This is a genomic window from Pseudomonas sp. Snoq117.2 (assembly GCF_900110545.1).
Taxonomy (GTDB): Bacteria; Pseudomonadota; Gammaproteobacteria; order Pseudomonadales; family Pseudomonadaceae; genus Chryseomonas; species Chryseomonas benzopyrenica.
In genome coordinates, this window is sequence record NZ_FOED01000004.1 from 52,186 (window position 1) to 73,878 (window position 21,693).

A 21,693-nucleotide genomic window follows, 5' to 3' on the forward strand; every position below is an offset into this window, starting at 1 on the left:
TAGCGGGTGGCCGACTCCCACTCCCTCAGGCCCGGCCTGATCGAAAGCTCGCGCACGGACATCGACATCTTGCCTCTCCTTACTGATGGCGGCCTAAAAGGTGGCCGGATTGCCGGACGGCGTGTCCAGCCCCAGGCCGTGCCAGATACGGCGCACTTCGTCGCGCTCGGCGAGAAAGCCGTCGGCCGGTACCTTGCCCGGCTGCTTCTGCAGGACCAGGCGGTGCAGCGCGGCGCGGTAGGCCTTGTAGGCTTCGCGCAGGGCAATGGCGTCCGTGGCCGGTACCAGACCAGCCGCTTCGAGGGATTCCAGGATGCGGATGTTGTCGGGAAAACGCAGCAATTCGGGATGCTGCCACGACCAGGCCAGAACGGCATATTGGACCATAAATTCGATATCGACGATACCGCCGGCATCCTGCTTGAGGTCGAACAGCTGCTCCGGCCGGCGCGCGTTCGGCCCCAGTCCGCCGGCGGTCACCGCGGTGCCGAGGTTGTCGAGCATCTTGTCGCGCATGCCGGCCACGTCGGCCTGCAGGGTCGCCAGCTCCCGCTGCCGACCGAGGATGCGCGCCCGCACCTCGTCGAAGCGTTCTCCTAGACGTGGACAACCCGCCACCACCCGCGCCCGCACCAGCGCCTGGTGCTCCCAGGTCCAGGCCTCGCTCTGCTGGTAGCGCTCGAAGGCCTCCAGCGAACTCACCAGCAGCCCCGCCGCGCCGGACGGCCGCAGGCGCATGTCCACCTCGTAGAGGGTGCCCACCGGGGTGGTGGTGGTGAGCAGATGGATGATGCGCTGGCCGAGGCGATTGAAGAACTGGGCGCCATCCATGGGCTTGGCGCCATCGGTCTCGGCCAGGGGATCGGCGTCGTGGATGAACACCAGGTCGAGGTCCGAGCCGTGGCCCAGCTCGATGCCGCCGACCTTGCCGTAGCCGACGACGATGAAGTCCGGCTGGCAGGGCGAGCCGTCGCGCCGCTGCGGCGTGCCATGGCGCTGCACCAGCTGGCGCCAGGCCAGGCCGAAGACCTCTTCGAGGATCACCTCGGCCAGCCAGGTCAGGTAGTCGCTGACCTTCATCAGCGGCAGGCTGCCGGCGATCTCCGCCGCCGCCACTCGCAGGCTGTGGGCGCGCTTGAAGTGGCGCAGCACGTCCATCTGCTGCTCCAGGTCCTCTTCGGGCAGGCGCATCAGACGTTCGCGCAATTCGGCAGCCAACTCCGGCTTCTGCGGCGGATGGTAGAGCCGACCCTCGTTGAGCAATTCGTCGAGCAACGCTGGATAGCGGGCGATCTGCTCGGCCACCCAGGCACTGGCGCCGCAGAGTTCCAGCAGCCGTGCCAGGGCCGGCGGATTCTCGCTGAGCAGGACCAGGTAGGCGGAGCGTCGCGCCACCGCCTCCACCAGCGGCAGCACCCGCTCCAGCGCCCGATCGGGTTGCTCGTCGGCGCTGACCGCATCCAGCAGCCGCGGCATGAAGGCATCCAGGCGTTCGCGACCGGCGCGCTGCATGGCGCGCACCTGGCCACTGGCACGCAGGTTGGCCAGCAGTTCCAGCGCCTGCTCCGGCGCTTGGAAGCCCGCCTCGCGCAGTCGCGCCAGGGACTCCTCGGGGTCGAGCAGGTCTTCCCACAGCGGCAGCCAGCTGTCTTCCAGCTCGGCGCTCTGGGTCTCCTCCTCGGGATCGGCGATGGTCTGCTGGAAATGCCAGTCGATGCGGCTGCGCCAGCCGTCGAGCGCCGCGCTGAATTCATCCCAGTCGGCATAGCCCATGAGGAAGGCCACCCGCGCCCGCCCCTGGGGATCCACCGGCAGGGTCTGGGTCTGCTGGTCGGCGATGGCCTGCAACCCATGCTCGACATAGCGCAGGAAGCAGTAGCCCTCGCGGAGCTCCGCTTCGGCCGCGGCCGGCAGATAGTCGCGCTCGCGCAGACTGGTCAGTACCCTGAGCAGCGGTCGCTGTTGCAGCGCCGGATCACGCCCGCCGTGGATCAGCTGGTAGGCCTGGGCGATGAACTCCACCTCACGGATACCGCCCGCACCCAGCTTGACGTTGTCGGTCATGCCGCGGCGGCGCACCTCCTGGCGAATCAGCTGCTTCATGCTGCGCAGGGCTTCGATGGCGGAAAAATCCAGATAGCGCCGATAGACGAAGGGTCGCAGCAGGGTCAGCAGCTCGGCGCCGCTGACCTGGTCGCCGCCGACCACCCGTGCCTTGATCATGGCGTAGCGTTCCCAGTCGCGGCCCTGGTCCTGGTAATAGAGTTCCATGGCGGCAAAGCTCAGCACCAGGGCGCCGGCGCTGCCATAGGGCCGCAGGCGCATGTCGACGCGGAAGACGAAGCCCTCCACCGTGGTGGCATCCAGCGCCTTGATCAGGCGCTGCCCGAGGCGGGTGAAGAATTCCTGGTTGTCCTGCTCGCGCCGTGCGCCGCGGGTCTCCCCGGCCTCGCCATAGGCGAAGATCAGGTCGATATCGGAGGACAGATTGAGCTCCCCCGCACCCAGCTTGCCCATGCCCAGCACCACCAGTTGCTGTGGCTGGCCACTGTGGCGCCCGGTCGGCACGCCGAACTGGGCGCACTGCTGGGCGTAGAGCCAGGCGCAGGCCTGGTCGATGCAGGCATCGGCCAGCTCGCTGAGGTCGCGGCAGGTCTCCACCAGATCGGCCCGGCGAGTCAGGTCGCGCCAGACGATGCGCACCTGCTGCAACATGCGGAACCGCCGCAGCCGGCGCCCCAGTTCGGCCTCGTCCGGGCAATCGACGAGCGCCTCGCGCAACCGCTGCGCCATCTCGCCCGGTGCCAGTGACAGCTCCAGATCGCCACTGTCGACCAATGCCAGGCAGGGCTCGGGCAGGCGGCAGAACTGCTCGACGACGAAGTCACTGAGAGCTGCCACCCGCCGCCAGTCGGCACGCTGCGCCGCGGACCAGTCTGCCTGGCGGGCGGCAGCCGCGGGCAGCGTGGCCAGGGCGTCGGCCAGGCGCCGGTCGGCGAGCTCGGCACATGCGACGAGAGTCGGAGGCAGATCGGGACGAAGGAGGGGTATCATGGGCAGTCCTGCGCAGGGACGGTCGAACCCCACCACCCTGCCGCGAACCCCATGCCAGGGACATTCCGACGGACCACCTGGTCCGAGCGGGAACCGTTTTCACGTCCGCGGTTCGGAGTTCGCGAGCCCATGAGCAGCGCGTTCGACAAACGTCGAATTGTTTTTTATCGCATTACAGCTCGGAGCTGAAACGGATTTGAATTTGTAGTAAAACTACACGCCGATCGGAACCGTCCGGTCATAAATCCAAGAATTTTCGCTGCCCCCAAGAGGCCGGCGGCGACCCTGAGGCGACCGATTTTGGAAGCCTTTCCGCCCTGGAGCAAGCCATGCAAGATCTCGATCCCGTCGAAACCCAGGAATGGCTGGACGCCCTGGAGTCCGTCCTCGACCACGAAGGCGAGGAGCGCGTTCATTATCTGATGACCCGCATGGGTGAACTGGCTACCCGCAGTGGTACCCAGCTGCCCTACTCCATCAATACCCCCTATCGCAACACCATTCCAGTGACCAAGGAAGCCCATATGCCGGGCGACCTGTTCATGGAGCGGCGCATCCGCTCGCTGGTCCGCTGGAACGCCCTGGCGATGGTCATGCGCGCCAACCTCAAGGATCCGGATCTGGGTGGCCACATCTCCACCTTCGCCTCCAGCGCCACCCTCTATGACATCGGCTTCAACTATTTCTGGAAGGCGCCCAACGAAGAGCACGGCGGCGACCTGATCTACTACCAGGGCCATGCCTCGCCCGGCGTCTACGCCCGTGCCTTCCTGGAAGGCCGCCTCTCCGAAGACCAGATGAACAACTTCCGTCAGGAAGTGGACGGCAAGGGGCTGTCGAGCTACCCGCACCCGCACCTGATGCCCGACTTCTGGCAGTTCCCGACCGTCTCCATGGGTCTGGGTCCGATCACCGCCATCTACCAGGCCCGCTTCATGAAGTACCTGGAGAACCGCGGCTACATCCCCGCCGGCAAGCAGAAGGTCTGGTGCTTCATCGGCGACGGCGAGTGCGACGAGCCGGAAACCCTGGGCGCCATCTCCCTGGCCGGCCGCGAGAACCTCGACAACCTGATCTTCGTCATCAACTGCAACCTGCAGCGCCTCGACGGCCCGGTACGTGGTAACGGCAAAATCGTCCAGGAACTGGAAGGCATCTTCCGTGGCGCCGACTGGAACGTCACCAAGGTCCTCTGGGGCCGCATGTGGGATCCGCTGTTCGCCCGCGACACCGAAGGTCGCATGCAGCAACGCATGGACGCCGTGGTCGATGGTGAATACCAGAACTACAAGGCCAAAGACGGTGCCTATGTGCGCAAGCACTTCTTCGGCGCCAATCCCGAGCTGCTCAAGATGGTCGAGGACCTGTCCGACGACGAGATCTGGAAGCTCAACCGCGGCGGTCACGACCCCTACAAGGTCTATGCGGCCTACCACCAGGCGGTCAACCACAAGGGCCAGCCCACCGTCATCCTGGCCAAGACCATCAAGGGCTATGGCACCGGTGCGGGCGAAGCCAAGAACACCGCGCACAACACCAAGAAGGTCGATGTGGAGTCGCTGAAGAAATTCCGCGATCGCTTCGACATCCCGCTGAACGATTCCCAGCTCAGCGAGCTGCCCTTCTATCGTCCGGCCGACGACAGCGCCGAGATGAAGTACCTGATGGGCCGCCGCGAGTCCCTGGGTGGTCACCTGCCCCAGCGTCGCGCCCGCAGCATCAGCATCCCCACCCCGCCGCTGGACACCCTGAAGGCGGTACTGGACGGCTCCGGTGATCGCGAGATCTCCACCACCATGGCCTTCGGCCGCATCCTGTCGCAACTGGTCAAGGACAAGGACCTGGGCAAGCGCATCGTGCCCATCCTCGCCGACGAGGCCCGTACCTTCGGCATGGAAGGCATGTTCCGCCAGTTGGGCATCTACTCGCCCCATGGCCAGCTCTATGAGCCGGTCGATCGCGACCAGGTGATGTACTACCGCGAAGAGAAGGACGGCCAGATCCTCCAGGAAGGCCTCAACGAAGCGGGCGCCATGTCCTCCTTCATCGCCGCCGGCACCGCCTACAGCAACTACAACCAGCCCATGCTGCCGGTCTACATCTTCTATTCGATGTTCGGCTTCCAGCGCATCGGCGACCTGGCCTGGGCGGCGGGCGATGCCCAGACCCGCGGCTTCCTGCTGGGCGGCACCTCCGGCCGTACCACCCTCAACGGCGAAGGCCTGCAGCACGAGGACGGTCACAGCCACATCCTGGCCGGCACCATCCCCAACTGCCGCAGCTACGATCCCACCTATGCCTACGAGCTGGCAGTGATCATGCGTGAAGGCATCCATCAGATGATGGAACTGCAGCAGAGCGTCTTCTACTACATCACCGTGATGAACGAGAACTACCAGCAGCCGGCCATGCCCGCAGGTGTCGAAGAAGGCATCATCAAGGGCATGTACCTGCTGGAAGAAGAGCAGGGCGACTTCAAGCACCGCGTCCAGCTGCTGGGCTCGGGCACCATCCTCAACGAGGTCCGCGCTGCCGCGAGCCTGCTACGCGAGATGGGCGTCGGCGCCGATATCTGGAGCGTCACCAGCTTCAACGAACTGCGCCGCGAAGGCCTGGCCGTGGATCGCTGGAACCGCCTGCACCCGCTGGAAGAGCGCCGCCTGACCTACGTCGAGCAGTGCCTGGGCGAGCGCCAGGGTCCGGTCATCGCCTCCACCGACTACATGAAGCTGTTCGCCGATCAGATCCGCCAGTGGGTCCCCACCGAATTCCAGGTGCTGGGTACCGACGGCTTCGGTCGCAGCGACAGCCGCAAGAAGCTGCGTGATCACTTCGAGGTCGATCGTCGCTGGGTCGCCGTCGCCGCTCTGCAGGCGCTGGCCAACCAAGGCAAGCTGGAACGCAAGGTCGTGGCCGATGCCATCACCAAGTTCGGCATCGACACCGAGAAGCGCAATCCCCTGGATTGCTGATGCGGCACACGGATAAGAGGAAACAATTGTGAGCGAGACCATCCGCGTACCCGACATCGGCAGTGGCGACGGCGAAGTCATCGAGCTGCTGGTGAAGGTCGGCGATACCGTCGAGGCCGAACAGAGCCTGGTGGTGCTGGAGTCCGACAAGGCCAGCATGGAGATTCCGGCCCCCAAGGCCGGCAAGATCGCCGCCCTGCACATCAAGGTCGGCGACACCCTCAAGACCGGTGATCTGCTAATCGACCTGGAAGGCGAGGACGCCGCCACCGGCAGCGAACCCGCCGCCGAACCCAAGGCCGAGTCCAAGCAGACCCAGGTCGAGGAAAGCGAAACCCCGACGCCAGCCGGCGACGAGGACGCTTCGGCGTCCGCCGGCGAAGGCGAGTCCCAGGAAATTCACGTTCCGGACATCGGCTCCAGCGGCAAGGCCAGCATCATCGAGGTGGCGGTCAAGCCCGGCGACACCATCGCCGCCGAGCAGACGCTGATCACCCTGGAATCCGACAAGGCCAGCATGGAAATCCCCTCCCCCGCCGCGGGCGTGGTGGAGAGCGTTTCCGTCAAGGTCGGCGACGAAGTGGGCACCGGCGATCTGATCCTGGTGCTCAAGGGCGCCGCCAATGCCAAGCCGAGCAAGAGCGTCGAATCCAAGGCCGGCGACAAGCCCGCCAAGGAAGCCGCCGAGCCCGAGCTGCACGAGGAAGCTGCCGCCGAGCCGGCCGGTGAGTCGGTCGAGGAGATCAAGGTCCCCGACATCGGCTCCACCGGTAGTGCCAACGTCATCGAGGTGCTGGTCAAGGCCGGTGAGCAGGTCAAGGCCGAGCAGTCGCTGATCGTGCTGGAGTCCGACAAGGCCAGCATGGAAATCCCGGCGCCCAAGGCGGGCGTGGTGGAAAGCGTCGCCATCAAGGTCAATGACCAGGCCAAGACCGGTGATCTGATCCTGACCCTGAAGGTGGCCGGTGCCGCGCCCAAGCAGGCGGCCAAGCCGGCTGCCGGCAGCACCGCCGCCAGCGCGCCGGCTGCCGAGAAGAAAGCCGAGGCTCCGGCCAAGGCTGCCGCCCCGGCCAGCGCACCCGCCGCCGGCAAGGGCAAGAAGGTCCATGCCGGCCCGGCCGTGCGCATGGTCGCCCGCGAGTTCGGCGTCGATCTGGGCGAGGTCACCCCGACCGGTCCCAAGGGCCGCATCCTCAAGGAAGACGTCCAGGCCTACGTCAAGGATCAGCTGCAGAAGAGCAAGGCGGCTCCGGCCGCGGCTGCAGGGGCCACCGGTGGTGCCGGCATTCCGCCGATCCCCACCGTGGACTTCAGCAAGTTCGGCGAGATCGAAGAGGTGCCGATGACGCGCCTCATGCAGGTCGGTGCCAACAACCTGCATCGCAGCTGGCTGAACGTGCCCCACGTGACCCAGTTCGACCAGTCCGACGTGACCGATCTGGAAGCCTTCCGGGTCGGCCAGAAAGCCGTCGCGGAAAAGGCCGGCGTCAAGTTGACCATCCTGCCGTTCCTGCTCAAGGCCTGTGCCCATGTGCTCAAGGAACTGCCGGACTTCAACGCCTCCCTGGCCCCCAGCGGCAAGGCGGTGATCCGCAAGAAGTACGTGCATATCGGCTTCGCCGTGGACACCCCGGACGGCCTGCTGGTCCCGGTCATCCGCAACGTCGACCAGAAGAGCCTCCTGCAACTCGCCGCCGAAGCCGCCCAGCTGGCGGAAAAGGCGCGGACCAAGAAGCTCAGCGGTGACGACATGCAGGGCGCCTGCTTCACCATTTCCAGCCTGGGTCACATCGGCGGTACCGGCTTCACGCCGATCGTCAATGCCCCGGAAGTGGCGATCCTCGGCGTGTCCAAGGCCAGCATGCAGCCGGTCTGGGACGGCAAGGCCTTCCAGCCGCGCCTGATGCTGCCGCTGTCGCTGTCCTACGATCACCGCGTGATCAACGGGGCAGCTGCCGCGCGCTTCACCAAGCGCCTGGGCGATCTGCTGACGGAAATCCGCAGCCTGCTGCTGTAAACGCCACAGGACGGTAATGGCTTCCCGCTACCGTCTTCTGGTGTAGCAAGAACCCCGCTCATGCGGGGTTTTTGCTGCCAGATCAACCGAAAGATCCAGGAAAAAGGTAGGATGAGCGCCCTGAGCGTCGCCCCTTGCATGCCCTGGGCCCTATCGGGCAACCTTGACAGCTATCCCAGAGCGCTGGCGAGACGGAGAGGAAGAAGGATTAATGATTTGTCTGTCCTTTCCGATAACCCTAGGACATTTTTCCGTCTTCACAAGGACGCGGACCCTCGCATGAGTATTCACTCCGATGCTGCCGATGCCGCGGTAGCCGATCAGGCGGGCGCGCTCAGCGCTCCTGCCCGATTGGGCTTGCTGCGCTTCGAGCGTCTGAATGAAGCCTCCTGGGCGATGCTCTATCTCGACTCCCGCTGTGAGGCCAGCCTCGGCCTGCCCGCCCAGGCGCTGTGTTCGCTCATCGATGCCCCCTATGCCAGCCTGATGGAGCCCAGCGTCCGTCATCGCCTGCACGAGGACATCCAGCTGCAACTCGCCGAGCATGGCAGCTATCAGGTGCGTTACCTGTTCCATTCCACCACGGCCCCCTGCCAGGTCGTCGAGGTGGGCGAGAGCCTGCAGCGTCATGGTCGCCCCCTGCTACGCGGCTATCTGCTGCGGGTGATGAACGACGATGCCCTGGCCGGCGAATGGGAAGCCCACAACCTGGCCCTGCGGTCGACCCTGGCGCTCCTGCAGGAAAGCCAGGACCACAGCCAGCAACGGCTGGGGATGGCCCAGGCGCGGCAGACCCTGCTGCTCGAATTGTCCCGGCTGGCCCTGAGACAAACGCCGGTCGACGACGAACTGGTGCAGCTGCTGCGTGCCCAGGGCCCGGCCGCCTTTGCCGTGGATGAGCTCAGCCTGTGGCGCTACGAAGGCAATGGCCTCGTCACCCTGTGCAAGGAAGAGCGCCTGCCCACGCTGTGCAGCGACCACCGCCGCCGGTTGCGTGAGCAGGGCGTGATCGAAGACGCCAGCCAGGTGCTGCACCCTTCCCATACCGGGGGCGGAACGGCCCTGGACGTGGCGCTGCTGCACGAGAATCAGCTGATCGGCCTGCTCTGCCTGAGACGGGACCGGCCAGCTACCTGGGAGGCCGAGGACGTCGTCTTCGCCCGCAGCCTGGCAGAATGTCTGGCTGCCCTGCTCCAGCAGCCGGAGCGCTTGCCGAAGGTCGCCCACCCCCTCACCCGGGTGATGGAAGCCAGCAACGATGCCTTCCTACTGCTGGATGCCGGCGGTCGCCTGGAGCACGCCACCGACAGCTTCGCCCGCATCACCGGCTATCCCATCGCCAAGCTGCAGGGCCTGCACGTCGAATCCCTGCCGGCCCTGGAGAACTGGAGCGAGCTGCTCTACGAAGCCTGGCAGCACCTGGCGCACCAGGACAGCTGGCAGGGCGAATTGCGGTGCTATCGCCGCGACGGCGAGACCTACTGGGGCCAGCTGTCACTGTCCAAGATCCAGCAGCCCAACGGCGACCTGCAGGGCTATCTGGGTATCTTCCAGGACACCAGCAAAACCCGCTTCGCCCAGCAGCACAACGACGAGATGGTGTTTCGCGACAGCCTTACCGGGCTGGCCAACCGCAGCCACTTCATCGCCCGCCTGGAAGAACGCCTGGAGCAGTCCAATCCGAGCAGCGAGCACTCGCTGCTGCTGGTGGACGTCGACAACTTCAAGAGGGTCAACGACAGCCTGGGTCATCGCATCGGCGACCAGCTGCTGGTGGGCCTGGCCCGGCGCCTGCGCAGCGCCCTGGGCAAGGGCGCGCTGATCGCGCGCATCGCCAGCAACGAATTCGCCGTGCTGCTCGACGGCATGGATGCGGTGTCCGCCACCAGCCTGGCTCGCGACACCCTGGTAGCCCTGGATCCGCCGCTCTACGTGGAAGGCCACCCGACCCTGATCAGCTGCTCCATCGGTCTGACCACCGCCAGGCCGCACGAGACCGATCCGCAGACCCTGATCAAGCACGCCGGCCTCGCCCTGCACAGGGCCAAGGCCACCGGCGGCCATCAGGTCCAGGTGTTCACCGAGGCGCTGATCGCCGAGGCCAGCAACAAGCTGTTCGTGCAGAACAACCTGCGCCGCGCCCTGGAGCAGAACGAATTGCTGGTGCATTACCAGCCCAAGGTCTGCCTGAAGCGCGCCAAGCTGCTTGGCCTGGAAGCCCTGATCCGCTGGCAGCATCCGGAAAAGGGCATGATCCGCCCGGACCAGTTCATCAGCATCGCCGAGGAAACCGGGCTCATCGTGCCCATCGGCAAGTGGATCATCCGCGAGGTCTGTCGCCAGCTGCACCGTCTCGACGCCGCCGGCTTCGACGACCTGCAGATCGCCATCAACCTGTCGCCCAAGCAGTTCACCGATCCCGACTTGGTGCAGTCCTTCGTCACCATCCTCGACGAGGAAGGCATCGCGCCCAAAAGGCTGGAGCTGGAACTGACCGAAAGCCTGCTGCTGGATGCCACCGACGCTACCCGCAACACCCTCGAAGCCCTCAAGCGGCTGGGCATGAGCCTGGCGATGGACGACTTCGGCACCGGTTATTCGTCGCTCAGCTACTTGAAAAAATTCCCCATCGACATCATCAAGATCGACAGGAGTTTCATCAAGGACATCCCGGACAACCAGGACGACATGGAAATCACCTCCGCGGTGATCGCCATGGCCCACAACCTGCGGCTGCAGGTGGTTGCCGAGGGCATCGAGACGACCGAACAGCTGGCTTTCCTGCGCCATCATCGTTGCGATATCGGCCAGGGCTATCTGTTCGACAAGCCCATCCCGGCCGACCAGCTCGACGCCGCCCTGGCGCGTTACCTGCCGACGCGCTGACCCGCCGAGCGGACTCGACCCCGCTGCAGCGATTTTGCGTACACTGAGCTTTTCGCCTGGCCCTTTCCCACGAGGTATCCCATGGTCCTGCGTTCCGAAATCCTGACCAAGAAGACCCACCTGCCCGCCGCCGAGCAGGCGCTGCCCGGCCGCGAGACGGCCATGGCCGTACCCGCCGCCCACTACGTCAACGGTAATCCGTTGCAAGGCCCCTTCCCCACCGGGCTGCAGAGTCTGGTGCTGGGCATGGGCTGCTTCTGGGGCGTCGAGCGGCGTTTCTGGCAACAACCGGGTGTCTGGACCACCGCCGCCGGTTACGCGGGCGGCCATACCCCCAACTCGACCTACGAAGAGGTGTGCTCCGGCCTGACCGGTCATACCGAGGTGGTGCTGGTGGTGTTCGATCCGGCCCAGACCTCACTGGAGGCGCTGCTGAAGATCTTCTGGGAAGCCCACGACCCGACCCAGGGCATGCGCCAGGGCAATGATGTCGGTACCCAGTATCGCTCGGCGTTGTATTACAGCGACGACAGCCAGCGCGAGGCCTTCGAAGCCAGCCAGGCCGCCTTCCAGGCTCAATTGGCCGAGGCTGGTTATGGCGAGATCACCACCGAGATCGCTCCTTTGCCGCCCTTCTACTACGCCGAGGCCTATCACCAGCAGTACCTGGCGAAGAATCCCAACGGCTATTGCGGTCTGGCCGGCACCGGCGTGTGCTTGCCGCCCAGTCTGGCGGTCTGATCGCACTTCGCTCGGCTTACCTGGGGATCGTTGGGCTTCGGCGATAGAGCTGCCTCAGCCCAACCTACGCCAAGCTGTTCGTAGGTTGGGTTGAGCGCAGCGAAGCCCAACGTTGCCCCTCCCTTATTCCGCGATCAGCCAGTCCAGCCGCCAGCTGCCTTCGCCCTGGGCCAGATGCTCGGCCAGCCAGGGCAGCAATTCGCGTAGTTCTTCCTCCAATCCCCACGGCGGATTGACGACGGCCAGTCCCGAGCCATTGAGCCGGGTGGGGTCGTCCGCCGCGCGGATCAGCAATTCGACGTTGAGCAGCTTGGGCGCGCTGCTGGCCTGCAGACCCGCATGGAAACGCCTGAGCTGGCGGCGATCCTTGATCGGATACCAGAGGGCGATCACCGTCTGGCGCATCCGGCCGATGGCCTCGGTGACCGCTTTGACGCAACGCTCCAGCTCATCGGCCTTCTCAAAGGGCGGATCGATCAGCAGCAGTGCTCGGCGCTCAGGCACCGGCAGCAGCGCCCGCGGCAGCAGCCAGCCGTCCTTCTGGTGCACCGCTACCCGGCGATCACCGGCCATGTTTTCCTTGAGCAGGCGACCATCCTCGGGGTGCAATTCGTTCAGCAGCAGCCGATCCTGGGGCCTCAAGGCCTGGCGCATCAATTCGGGCGAGCCGGGATAGTAGCGCAGCGCGCCATCGGGATTGAGCGCCGCCACCGCTTCGCGATAGCCGACGAAGGCGGCCGGTGCGGCGTCCAGCGCCCACAGCCGACCGATCCCTTCGCGCCATTCGTCGGTACGACTGGCCTGGTCGCCGGCCAGGTCATAGCGACCCACCCCGGAATGGCTGTCCAGATAGGCGAAGGGTGCCTCCTTGCGCGCCAGCAGCGCGGCCAGGCGCAACAGGGTGGCGTGCTTGAAGACATCGGCGTGATTGCCGGCATGGAAGGCGTGTCGGTAATTCATGGGATACTCCAGCGTCAGCCCTACAGTGTACCGCCTTCCTCGGGCGCCAGCGGCGTCGCGCTTTGACACCCTGGCCGTGCAGCGGGTTAAATCCCCAGGTTCTTCATTTCTTTGCCCCAGGAGTCACGCTTGGACGCCGTCACCATCAACAGCTTGTTCTTGATCGGTGCGGTGCTGATCGGCCTGTCGATTCTGGTCAGTTCGATTTCCTCGCGGGTCGGCATCCCGATCCTGGTGATCTTCCTGGTGGTCGGCATGTTCGCCGGCGTCGACGGCCCCGGTCACATCGCCTTCGACAACTATCCGATGGCCTACCTGGTGGGCAACCTGGCGCTGGCGGTGATCCTGCTCGACGGCGGCATGCGCACCCGGGTGTCGAGTTTCCGCGTGGCGCTCTGGCCGGCGCTGTCCCTGGCCACCGTGGGGGTGATGATCACCACCGGCCTGACCGGCTTGGCTGCGGCCTGGCTGTTCGATCTCAGCCTGCTGCAGGGCCTGCTGATCGGTGCCATCGTCGGCTCCACCGATGCCGCGGCGGTGTTTTCCCTGCTCGGAGGGCGTGGCCTCAACGAACGGGTCACCGCCAGCCTGGAGATCGAATCCGGCAGCAACGACCCCATGGCGGTGTTTCTCACCGTGACCCTGATCGAGATGCTCGCCAGCGGCGAGAGCGGCTTCAGCTGGAGCCTGCTCGGTCATTTCGTCAGCGAATTCGCCATCGGCGGGGTGATCGGCCTGGGCGGTGGCTGGCTGCTGCTGCAGCTGATCAACCGCATCCACCTCGCCGACGGCCTCTATCCGCTGCTGGCCATCAGCGGTGGTCTGCTGATCTTCGCCCTGACCAACGCCGCCCATGGCAGTGGCATCCTCGCGGTCTACCTGGCCGGTCTGCTGATGGGTAATCTGCCGATCCGCAGCCGCCATGGCATGCTGCACATGCTCGACGGCATGGCCTGGCTGGCGCAGATCGGCATGTTCCTGGTGCTGGGCCTGCTGGTGGAGCCGCACAACCTGCTGCCCATCGCCCTGCCCGCCCTGGGCCTGGCGCTGTGGATGATCCTGGTCGCCCGCCCGCTGTCGGTGGCCATCGGCCTCTTGCCCTTCCGCGCCTTCCATGACCGGGAAAAGGCCTTTATCGCCTGGGTCGGGCTGCGTGGCGCGGTCCCCATCATCCTCGCGGTGTTCCCGATGATGGCCGGACTGCCCCAGGCCCAGCTGTTCTTCAACGTGGCCTTCTTCATCGTGCTGGTGTCGCTGCTGGTGCAGGGCTCCAGCCTGCCGCTGGCCGCCAAGTTGCTCAAGGTGACGGTGCCACCGGAGCCGGCGCCCTTCTCCCGCGCCGGCCTGCAGGTCCATCCGACCAGCGAGTGGGAGTTGTTCATCTATCGCCTGGGCGCCGAGAAATGGTGCATCGGCGCCGCCCTGCGCGAGTTGAAGATGCCCGAGGGCACCCGCATCGCCGCGCTGTTCCGCGGCGAGACCCTGCTGCACCCCTCCGGCAGTACCACCCTGGAAGCCGGTGACATCCTCTGCGTGGTCGGCCATGAGCACGATCTGCCGGCCCTGGGCCGCCTGTTCAGCCAGGCGCCGCAGCAGACCCAGAGATTCTTCGGCGACTTCGTCCTGGAAGCCGATGCCGAACTCAGCGCGGTGGCCGCGCTGTACGGCCTGCAACTGGGCGAAGTGGACGGCAACCAGCGTCTCGGCAGCTTCATCACCCACCAGATCGGCGGCGAACCCATCGTCGGCGACCTGGTGGAGTGGAACGGCCTGGTCTGGATCGTCGCGGCCATCGAGAACAAGCGCGTGCGCAAGGTCGGCGTGAAGTTTCCCGAAGGCAGCAGCAGCGGACCTGCGCTCTTTCTTTAACGGTGGATGAACGGGGTTCGCGGCTTGAGGGCCGCCGCCTTGCACCCCAGGCAGCCTGGCTTTAACCTCGCGCCTTTCCACTGCCCGACGCCTGCCGCATGCACCGCCTGTCCGCTCTGCTTCGCGCCGCCGCCCTCTGCGGCTGCCTGTTCACCCTTCCCGCCGTGGCTCAGGATTCCGGGCCGCCGGATGCCCAGCAGGTCCAGCAGAATCTGAGCGCTCTGGCCGATCGCAAGCTGCCCGCCGCCGAGCAGAGCGCCGCCCAGGAGAGCCTGCAGCAGACCCTCAAGCTGCTCGACCAGCGCGACCAGTACGTCAAGCAGCTGGCCGATCTGCGCCAGCAGCTGGCCCAGGCACCGCAGCAGACCAAGGATGCCCAGCGACAACTGGCCCGCCTGCGCGCCGAGCCGATCAAGCCCGCCGAGCAGCGCTATGCCGGCGCCACGCCCCAGGCCCTGGAGCAGCGGCTGAGCGAGACCAGTCTGGCGCTCAACAGCGTGCAGGACGATCTGAACGCCGCCAACAGCCTGGTGATCAATGCCCAGACCCGCCCCGAGCGTGCCCAGGTGGACATCGCCAATTTGCAGACGCGCCTGCAGCAGATCGCCGATCTGCTCAAGAGTGGACGCGAGAACGCCAAGGCGTTGACCGCCGAGCGGCGCGGTCAACTGCTGGCGGAGCAAGCGGCGGCGGGCGCGCAGATCCAGCTGTTGCGCCAGGAGCTGGCGGGCAACAGCGTGCTGCAGGATCTCGGCGCCATTCGCCGGGAGCTGTTCACCGAGCAGGTGAAGCGTTACGAGCAGGAGACCCTGGACCTGCAGACGCTGATCAGCGGCAAGCGACGCCAGCAGTCGGAAAAGACCCTGGCCGAAGCCTCGCGGGAGTCGGAGAAGACCGCTGGGGACGATGTGCTGTCCCAGGAGACCGGGCTCAATCTGCAACTGTCCGACTACCTGCTGCGCGCCACCGATCGACTCAACGATCTCAATCGCCGCAATCTGGAGTCCCGCCAGCAGCTGGATCAGCTCAAGCAGACCAGCGAGAACATGGAACAGCAGATCGGCGTGCTCAAGGGCAGCGTGCTGCTGTCCAAGCTGCTCTACCAGCAGCGTGCCGCGCTACCTTCGGTCAAGGTCAACAAGGATCTCACCGACGACATCGCCGATCTGCGCCTCTATCAGTTCGAGCTCAACCAGCAGCGCGCCCAGATCGCCAATCCGGATGCCTACGTCAGCAATCTGCTGGCCCAGCAGCCGCCGGAAAAGACCACGCCGCAGCTACGCCAGCAGTTGCTCGACCTGCTCAAGACCCGCAGCGAATTGCAGGAGCGTCTCAACACCGAGCTCAATGCCCTGCTCAGCGAGTCCATCGACCTGCAACTCAACCAGCGTCAGTTGCAGACCACCATCAGCAGCCTGCGCGGCACCCTCGACGAGCAGATGTTCTGGATTCCCAGCAACAAGCCGCTGGACTGGAACTGGGTCAAGACCGCACCCCGCAAGCTGATGCAGCAACTGCGCGACGTGCCCTGGGGCTCCAGCCTGCATGAACTCTATGTCGGCCTGGCCGAGCGCCCGCTGCTGCTACTGCCGCTGGTCCTGGCCTTCGCCACCCTGATCTGGCAGCGACCCCGCATCCATGCCCAGGTCAGCAAGCTCAACCAGGATATCGGTCACTACCAGCGCGACAGTCAACTGCACACGCCGCAGGCCGTACTGCTCACCATTCTCCTCGGCCTGCCGGCGAGTCTGGTGCTCTGGCTGGGCGGCGTGGCCCTCGAAGGGGACGAACGCGGCGTCAACGCCGCCATTGGTGCGGCGCTGCTGGAAATGGCCGCCGGCTGGCTGGTGTTCTACACGGTGTATCGCCTGCTGGCCTCCGGTGGCGTCGCCGAGACCCACTTCCGCTGGGCCCGGCCCCAGGCGCAGTCCCTGCGCCGGCTGGTCAGACGCGTGGGCCTGCTGGCCCTGGCACTGATGGCGGTGGTGGCCATCGCCGAACGTCAGCTGGCCGGTCTGGCCGACGATGTCCTGGGCATTCTCATCGTCCTGATCGCCTATGCCAGCCTGGCCTGGATGCTGGGTCGCTCCCTGCTCAATGCCACCGCCCGCGAGCGCCTGCCGTTCTTCCGCCTGTTGCTCGGCCTGATGATCACCGCCATTCCAGCCGTGCTGTTCTTCGCCGTGCTCTTTGGCTATTACTACACCGCGCTCAAGCTCACCGATCGCCTGGTGGACACCCTCTATGTGCTGATGGCCTGGATCATCCTCGAAGCCACCCTGGCCCGTGGCCTGAGCGTGGCCGCACGGCGCCTGGCCTACCAGCGCGCCATCCAGAAGCGCCAGGCGCAGCAGGAAGACGCCGAGGGCGTGGAGGTGGTGCAGGAGCCGACCCTGGACATGGAGCAGGTCAATCAGCAGTCCTCGCGACTGTTGCGCCTGACCCTGCTGCTGGCCTTCCTCGGTGTGCTCTATCTGGTCTGGGCCGACGTGGTAGCGGTGTTCTCCTACCTGGACAACGTCACCCTCTACCAATACACCAGCGGCACCGGCGCCGCCGCCACCCAGGTGCCCCTGACGCTGCGGGTGTTCATCATCGCCCTGGTGATCGCCGGTCTCACCGTCGCCCTGGCGCGCAACCTGCCCGGCCTGCTGGAAGTCCTGGTGCTGTCGCGCCTGAATCTGGCCCAGGGCAGCGCCTACGCCACCACCACCCTGCTCTCCTACGTCATCGTCGGCTTCGGCACCGTGACCACCCTGGCGACCCTGGGGGTGAGCTGGGACAAGCTGCAGTGGCTGGCCACCGCCCTCTCGGTCGGTCTGGGTTTCGGCTTGCAGGAGATCTTCGGTAACTTCATCTCCGGCCTGATCATCCTCTTCGAGCGCCCGGTGCGCGTCGGCGACCTGATCACCATCGGCAACGTGACCGGCACGGTGAACAAGATCCGCATCCGCGCCACTCATATCACCGATGCCGACCGCAAGTCGGTGGTGGTACCGAACAAGACCTTCGTCACCAGCCAGCTGATCAACTGGACGCTGACCGACACCGTCACCCGTATCGTGCTGACCTTCGGCATCAATCGCGGCAGCGATCTGGCCGAGGCCCAGCGGTTGATGATGCAGGCGGTCAAGGAGAATCCGCGGGTGCTGCATGACCCCGAGCCCTCGCTGCACATCACCCACTATGGCGCCAGCACCCTGGACCACGAATTGCGCATCTATGTGCGCGAACTGGGCGATCGCAGCGCCGCCACCGATGAGCTGATCCGCCGGGTCGACCAGTTGCTGCGCGATGCCGGTATCAACCTGCTGTCCACTCCGCAGATGGAGATCACCTTGAAGAATCGCCACGGTGCGGAGAAACAACTGGGCAAAAAGCCTCTCCTACCTGAAGGGGATGCCCAGCAGGAAGCCGAGGATCCCAAGCCATCCAAGGCCTGACGGCCCCCTGCGCGGATATCTCGGGACACCCATGAAACAGCTGCTCGATCTGACGTTCGACAACAGATTCGCCCGCCTGGGCAATGACTTCTCCACCCGCATCGACCCTCGGCCGCTGGACGATCCACGGCTGGTGGTCGCCTCACCCGCCGCCCTGGCGCTGCTGGACCTGGATCCGGCGGTGGCCGAGACTCCTGAATTCACTCAGGTGTTCGCCGGGGCCCAGCTCTGGGACAGCGCCGAGCCCAGGGCCATGGTCTATTCCGGCCACCAGTTCGGCTCCTACAACCCGCGCCTGGGCGATGGCCGCGGCCTGCTGTTGGGCGAGGTGGTCAACGACCGCGGTGAGCATTGGGATCTGCACCTCAAGGGCGCCGGTCTCACGCCCTTCTCGCGCATGGGCGACGGCCGCGCCGTGCTGCGCTCCTCCATCCGTGAATTCCTCGCCTCCGAGGCCTTGCACGCCCTGGGTATCCCGACCACCCGGGCGCTGTGCGTGATCGGCTCCGCCACCCAGGTGGTGCGCGAGCGGTTGGAAACCGGCGCCACCCTGCTGCGCATGGCCCCCAGCCATGTGCGCTTCGGTCACTTCGAGTACTTCTACTACACCCGCCAGCATCAGTTGCTGGAGCAACTGGGCGAGCATGTGCTGGCTGCGCACTTCCCCGAACTGCTAGCCACCCCCGAGCCCTGGGCGGCGCTGTTCCGCGAGGTAGTGGAACGCAACGCCCGGCTGATCGCTCATTGGCAGGCCTATGGCTTCTGCCACGGGGTGATGAACACCGACAACCTCTCGATCCTGGGCCTCACCTTCGACTTCGGCCCCTTCGCCTTCCTCGACGACTTCGACGCCCAGTTCATCTGCAACCATTCCGATCACACCGGGCGCTACTCCTACAGCAACCAGGTGCCCATCGCCCACTGGAACCTGGCGGCCCTGGCCCAGGCGCTGACGCCCAAGGTGGCGGTCGAGACGCTGCAGGAGAGCATCGCGCTCTTCCTGCCGTTGTATCAGGCGCACTACCTAGACCTGATGCGCCGCCGCCTGGGCCTGCAGGAAGGCCGGGAGGAAGACCAGGAGGAAGACCAGGAGCTGGTCGAGCGCCTGCTGGCCCTGATGCAGCAGGGCGGTGTGGACTATCACCTGTTCTTCCGCCACCTGGGCGAAGGCGAACCTGCCGCCGCCCTCGCCCGGGTGCGCGAAGACTTCATCGACCTGCGTGGCTTCGACGACTGGAGCCAGGCCTATCGTGCGCGCCTGGAGGCCGAAGGCGGTACGGCAGCCGACCGCACCGCACGCATGAACGCGGTCAATCCGCTGTATGTGCTGCGCAATTACCTGGCCCAGCAGGCCATCGAACAGGCCGAAGCAGGCGACTACAGCGAAGTGCGCCTGCTGCACGAGGTGCTGTCACGCCCCTTCGAGGCCCAACCGGGGCGCGAACGCTTCGCCCAGCGGCCGCCGGACTGGGGCAAGCACCTGGAGATCAGCTGCTCGTCTTGAAGTCCGGCTCCGACCAGGCGCCGGACTTCAGGCGCCGTTGACCTGGAAGACGTGCCGCAAATAGTGCAGGAAGTCCGGTTCGCCGCCCTGAGCTTTGCCCGGGGCGTCGGAGATCTTGGCCACCGGCTGGCCATTGCAGCGACTCATCTTGAGCACCATGTTCATCGGCTGCACGCCCGGGATGTCACAGGTGAAATGGGTGCCGATGCCAAAGCTGACGTTGATCCGCTCGCGCAGGGCGCGAAACAGCGCGAGGGCCTTTTCCAGATTGAGCGAATCGGAAAACACCAGGGTCTTGGTCAGGGGGTCGATGCCCAGCTGCTGGTAGTGGGCGATGGCCTTTTCCGCCCACTGCAGGGGATCGCCGCTGTCATGGCGCAGGCCGTCGAACAGCTTGGCGAAGTAGAGATCGAAATCGCGCAGAAAGGCGTCCATGGTGATGGTATCGGTCAGGGCGATACCGAGCTGACCGCGATACTCGCGCACCCAGCAGTCGAGGGCGGCGATCTGGCTGTCGATCAACCGTGGCCCCAGTTGCTGGTGCGCCATCAACCACTCGTGGGCCATGGTGCCCAGAGGCGCCACACCCAGCTTCCACGCCAGGTGGACATTGCTGGTACCGACGAAGCGACCGGGAAAGTCGTCCCTCAGGCTGCGCACCACCATCTCCTGCACACCATAGGAAAAACGCCGCCGGGTACCGAAGTCGGCCATCTTGAATTCGGCCAACTCGTCGGCGCCCGCTTCCCGCGCCAGCCAGTCGAACTTGCGATAGAGCTGATCGCGTGCCACCTGCAGGGGCAGGTCGGCATGGCGCTGGCGATTGCGCACCTCGCTGATCAGCGCCAGGATCGGTACCTCGAACAGGATCAGGTGCAGCCAGGGACCCTTCAGGGTCAGGGTGAAGCGCCCCTCCTCCTCGCCGAGGAACACATAGGAGGGATTGAAACGAAACAGCCGCAGAAAGCGGATAAAGTCGGGGGTAATGAAGGGAATGCGCTCGAGAAAGTCCAGCTGGCGATCGCTGATGGCGACATCGGCCAGGGCATCGATCTCGGCCTGGATGGCCGCGTGATAGGGCCGCAGGTCTTCGTCGTTGCGGCAGCGAAAGGCCCACTCGACTTCCGCATTGGGATAGTTGTGCAGGACGGCCTGCATCATGGTGAGCTTGTAGAAGTCGGTGTCCAGCAGGCTCTGCACGGCCTGCTCGGAAAAACTATCGGCCATCATCGGCGGGGGCTCGGCAGCTAGAAGTCAGACGACAGGATGCCGAACTTGCCGGGGAAGCGAAAGGCGCTTGACCGTCTGGGCTTAGCGGTTGTGGGTCTGGGTCATGCCGAAGAGGAACAGCAGCAGGTCCTGGCTACCTGTGCTGGAGGTGGTCAGGGTGCGCGCCACGGGGGTCTGGCAGTAGTCCAGGCCTTCGCTACCGACGACCACGGCCGCCGGTCTTAGCCAGCTCGCATAGGCCAGCGTGGTGACCCCGCAAAAAGCCGCGATCAGCAAACCTCGAGTAATTTGTGAAGTCATGGCTCCAACCCTCTGATCTTCCGTCCCAACGCCTGTTGGTAAACGTAGAGCAGAGTTCGCCATTGCGCAGCGTTCCACGACGAATGGCGGCGTAATTGCAGCATATCCCGACGGGCGGCCGTGTCTATAGCCATTCGTTGGCGACATTTCTCCAGATCGAGCAAGGCGATGGAGAATTGCTTGCCCTCCGGCCCCATGCGCTCGGCGACGAAGATATGTTTGGGATAGAGGCAGCCATGCTGCCAGCGGTGACGGTGCATGCGCGCCAGCACCTCGCCCAGAGTGGTCAGGAAGCGCTCGTGCTCGGCTTCGCTGAGCGCCTGGCCACCGCCTTCGGCGTACCAGTGATCGAGATCCTGATAGCCTTCCAGGGCGGCGCTCACCAACAACGCGCGCCAACCACCCTGGGCTTGCTGGGCATCGCAGAAGAGCAACTCGGGAACCTGGATACCCAGGTCGCGAAAGGCGATCAGCGCATCCCGCTCACGCAAGGCGGTGGGCCGCCCCAGGGGATGACGCAAACTACGATAGAGATGACCGACCTGACGCTTGACGTAGGCCAGGGTCCCGTCGGGAAGCTGCAGGCGCTGGACACCGCTCTCGCCGCCCCGACGGACATTGGGCGCTTCCACCCAGTCGCCTGCGGTGTTCCACCAGCGATCGAAACGCTCTTCGCCCTGCGTCACGGCTCCCATCGGCTGCCTCTCTTATTCTAGA

At 65.5% G+C, this 21,693-nt stretch carries 12 protein-coding genes; 7 read left to right on the plus strand and 5 right to left on the minus strand.

Going from position 1 to position 21,693, the window contains the following annotated elements; translation table 11 throughout:
• Positions 1 to 93: 93 nt before the first annotated feature.
• Complete coding sequence (glnE, locus tag BMZ43_RS12130) at positions 94 to 3,054, minus strand: bifunctional [glutamate--ammonia ligase]-adenylyl-L-tyrosine phosphorylase/[glutamate--ammonia-ligase] adenylyltransferase (protein ID WP_017640102.1); 2,961 nt, start codon at positions 3,052 to 3,054, stop codon at positions 94 to 96.
• Positions 3,055 to 3,383: 329 nt separating this feature from the next.
• On the opposite strand from glnE, the gene aceE reads away from it, so the two are divergent.
• The 4 genes from aceE (at position 3,384) to msrA (ending at position 11,670) form a co-directional block, all read left to right on the plus strand.
• Positions 3,384 to 6,026 (plus strand): pyruvate dehydrogenase (acetyl-transferring), homodimeric type, encoded by a 2,643-nt coding sequence (gene aceE / locus BMZ43_RS12135; RefSeq protein ID WP_093253899.1) that lies wholly within the window; start codon positions 3,384 to 3,386, stop codon positions 6,024 to 6,026.
• Positions 6,027 to 6,054: 28 nt separating this feature from the next.
• The gene (gene aceF / locus BMZ43_RS12140) at positions 6,055 to 8,043 is read left to right on the plus strand and encodes a dihydrolipoyllysine-residue acetyltransferase (protein WP_064307371.1); all 1,989 of its coding nucleotides are present in this window, start codon (positions 6,055 to 6,057) and stop codon (positions 8,041 to 8,043) included.
• 279 nt (positions 8,044 to 8,322) lie between these two features.
• Entirely contained in the window at positions 8,323 to 10,929 is a 2,607-nt protein-coding gene (locus BMZ43_RS12145) for a putative bifunctional diguanylate cyclase/phosphodiesterase (protein WP_017640099.1), read from the plus strand.
• Positions 10,930 to 11,010: 81 nt separating this feature from the next.
• Positions 11,011 to 11,670: a peptide-methionine (S)-S-oxide reductase MsrA gene (msrA, locus tag BMZ43_RS12150; RefSeq protein ID WP_093253902.1), complete on the plus strand. Its 660-nt coding sequence runs from the start codon at positions 11,011 to 11,013 to the stop codon at positions 11,668 to 11,670.
• Between the two features lie 123 nt (positions 11,671 to 11,793).
• Here the strand turns inward: msrA and BMZ43_RS12155 are convergent, their stop codons facing one another.
• Entirely contained in the window at positions 11,794 to 12,630 is an 837-nt protein-coding gene (locus tag BMZ43_RS12155; protein WP_068383043.1) for a 23S rRNA (adenine(2030)-N(6))-methyltransferase RlmJ, read from the minus strand.
• A gap of 129 nt (positions 12,631 to 12,759) precedes the next feature.
• Between BMZ43_RS12155 and BMZ43_RS12160 the strand changes: the two genes are divergently transcribed.
• From BMZ43_RS12160 to selO, 3 genes are all read left to right on the plus strand, one after another.
• Positions 12,760 to 14,499 (plus strand): potassium/proton antiporter, encoded by a 1,740-nt coding sequence (locus tag BMZ43_RS12160; RefSeq protein ID WP_017640096.1) that lies wholly within the window; start codon positions 12,760 to 12,762, stop codon positions 14,497 to 14,499.
• 98 nt (positions 14,500 to 14,597) lie between these two features.
• The gene (mscK, locus tag BMZ43_RS12165; protein WP_064307374.1) at positions 14,598 to 17,942 is read left to right on the plus strand and encodes a mechanosensitive channel MscK; all 3,345 of its coding nucleotides are present in this window, start codon (positions 14,598 to 14,600) and stop codon (positions 17,940 to 17,942) included.
• A 31-nt stretch (positions 17,943 to 17,973) separates the two neighbouring features.
• Positions 17,974 to 19,446, plus strand: a complete 1,473-nt coding sequence (gene selO, locus BMZ43_RS12170) for a protein adenylyltransferase SelO (protein ID WP_093253905.1) — start codon at positions 17,974 to 17,976, stop codon at positions 19,444 to 19,446.
• A 27-nt stretch (positions 19,447 to 19,473) separates the two neighbouring features.
• Here selO and pncB read toward each other — a convergent pair whose 3' ends face one another.
• From pncB to BMZ43_RS12185, 3 genes are all read right to left on the minus strand, one after another.
• The gene (pncB, locus tag BMZ43_RS12175; protein WP_093253908.1) at positions 19,474 to 20,676 is read right to left on the minus strand and encodes a nicotinate phosphoribosyltransferase; all 1,203 of its coding nucleotides are present in this window, start codon (positions 20,674 to 20,676) and stop codon (positions 19,474 to 19,476) included.
• A gap of 81 nt (positions 20,677 to 20,757) precedes the next feature.
• On the minus strand, positions 20,758 to 20,976 hold the full coding sequence (locus tag BMZ43_RS12180) for a hypothetical protein (protein ID WP_177344807.1): 219 nt from the start codon (positions 20,974 to 20,976) through the stop codon (positions 20,758 to 20,760).
• Positions 20,973 to 21,671, minus strand: coding sequence for a lipopolysaccharide kinase InaA family protein (locus tag BMZ43_RS12185; RefSeq protein WP_017640091.1), 699 nt, complete (start codon positions 21,669 to 21,671; stop codon positions 20,973 to 20,975). Before BMZ43_RS12185 ends, BMZ43_RS12180 begins: the two co-directional genes overlap by 4 nt.
• Positions 21,672 to 21,693 lie beyond the last annotated feature (22 nt).

Excerpts from the sequence above, each read along its gene's own strand:
- selO (WP_093253905.1), top strand. The coding sequence starts at position 17,974 with ATGAAACAGCTGCTCGATCTGACGTTCGACAACAGATTCGCCCGCCTG.
- pncB (WP_093253908.1), bottom strand. The coding sequence starts at position 20,676 with ATGATGGCCGATAGTTTTTCCGAGCAGGCCGTGCAGAGCCTGCTGGAC.
- mscK (WP_064307374.1), top strand. The coding sequence starts at position 14,598 with ATGCACCGCCTGTCCGCTCTGCTTCGCGCCGCCGCCCTCTGCGGCTGC.
- msrA (WP_093253902.1), top strand. The coding sequence starts at position 11,011 with ATGGTCCTGCGTTCCGAAATCCTGACCAAGAAGACCCACCTGCCCGCC.
- BMZ43_RS12180 (WP_177344807.1), bottom strand. The coding sequence starts at position 20,976 with ATGACTTCACAAATTACTCGAGGTTTGCTGATCGCGGCTTTTTGCGGG.
- BMZ43_RS12145 (WP_017640099.1), top strand. The coding sequence starts at position 8,323 with ATGAGTATTCACTCCGATGCTGCCGATGCCGCGGTAGCCGATCAGGCG.
- BMZ43_RS12185 (WP_017640091.1), bottom strand. The coding sequence starts at position 21,671 with ATGGGAGCCGTGACGCAGGGCGAAGAGCGTTTCGATCGCTGGTGGAAC.
- aceE (WP_093253899.1), top strand. The coding sequence starts at position 3,384 with ATGCAAGATCTCGATCCCGTCGAAACCCAGGAATGGCTGGACGCCCTG.
- BMZ43_RS12155 (WP_068383043.1), bottom strand. The coding sequence starts at position 12,630 with ATGAATTACCGACACGCCTTCCATGCCGGCAATCACGCCGATGTCTTC.
- glnE (WP_017640102.1), bottom strand. The coding sequence starts at position 3,054 with ATGATACCCCTCCTTCGTCCCGATCTGCCTCCGACTCTCGTCGCATGT.